We start from the raw sequence: 925 nt of genomic DNA, 5'->3' as shown, positions 1-925 counted from the left end.
CGCCACGACTCCCTGCACCACAGCAGCTTCATGCCGGGCATCCTGCTCGGCGCCCGCCGCGTGGTGACCACCCCGGGCCTGACCTTCGGCCTGGAGCACTTCCTCGACCTGAACTGAGCCCCAGCCCCATGCGCGCCAAGATCACCTACCTCGTCACGGCCGCCGTCCTGGTCTTCTACTTCGTCCTGGTCGGCAGCCGCGGCGTCATGCTCATCCAGTCGGGCACGCCCGTGACCGTCGCCTTCGGGATCGCCGTACTGATCCTTCCGGTGATCGGTCTGTGGTTCCTGTGGAAGAACACCCAGTTCGTCCGCGACGCCAACCGGCTCGCCGCCGAACTCGACGCCGAGGGCGGCCTGCCCGTCGACGAGCTGAAGCGCACGCCCAGCGGGCGCATCGACCGCGACTCCGCCGACGAGGTCTTCGCCCGCCGCAAGGCCGAGACGGAGGCGGCCCCGGACGACTGGCGCACCTGGTTCCGCCTGGCCATCGCCTACCACGACGCCCGAGACACCCCCCGAGCCCGCAAGGCGATGCAACGCGCGATCGCCCTCCACGCCACCGAGCAACCCGAATCAGCCTGACCCACCGGCATGTTGTCCTCGCTGCGAGCCGGCCGAGCTGTCAGCGGCCCTGGGGGCCGCGGTACTCCTCCGCCCACGCCTCCACCGTGTCCGCGGCCCGGTCGAAGGCGCTCGGCCGGCCCATGAAGTCGGCATTGTGCGTGCTCAGCAGCGGCGGTACGTCCTCGGGCGCACGGCCCCTGCGGGTCATCAGCAGCGCCTGCCCCTGCACCGTGCGCGGCAGCCCGAGCCAGCGCACCGGCTGCTGCGCCGTCCGCACGTTCACCACCTGGTCCCACGTCGTCGTACGGCTTACCAGGAAGCTCACCTGGCGCACCCCCCGGGAGCCGACCCACACGCCC

Annotated in this window: 2 protein-coding genes and 1 pseudogene; 2 read left to right on the top strand and 1 reads right to left on the bottom strand. The window is 71.6% G+C overall.

From position 1 onward, the window contains the following. Positions 1–117 (top strand): annotated as a pseudogene (locus IE249_RS39255) (4-hydroxy-tetrahydrodipicolinate reductase); the annotation flags it as partial. Between the two features lie 11 nt (positions 118–128). Further along, positions 129–584, top strand: a complete 456-nt coding sequence (locus IE249_RS32945; protein WP_189710787.1) for a tetratricopeptide repeat protein — start codon at positions 129–131, stop codon at positions 582–584. Positions 585–624: 40 nt separating this feature from the next. Here IE249_RS32945 and IE249_RS39250 read toward each other — a convergent pair. Then, positions 625–925: SCO5741 family PH domain-containing membrane protein (locus tag IE249_RS39250; protein WP_506367901.1), on the bottom strand; the 301-nt coding region annotated here is incomplete at its 5' end.

This window comes from Streptomyces anandii JCM 4720 (genome assembly GCF_014650655.1).
Lineage (GTDB): Bacteria > Actinomycetota > Actinomycetes > Streptomycetales > Streptomycetaceae > Streptomyces > Streptomyces anandii.
This window is presented reverse-complemented; position numbering and strand designations above follow the sequence as displayed.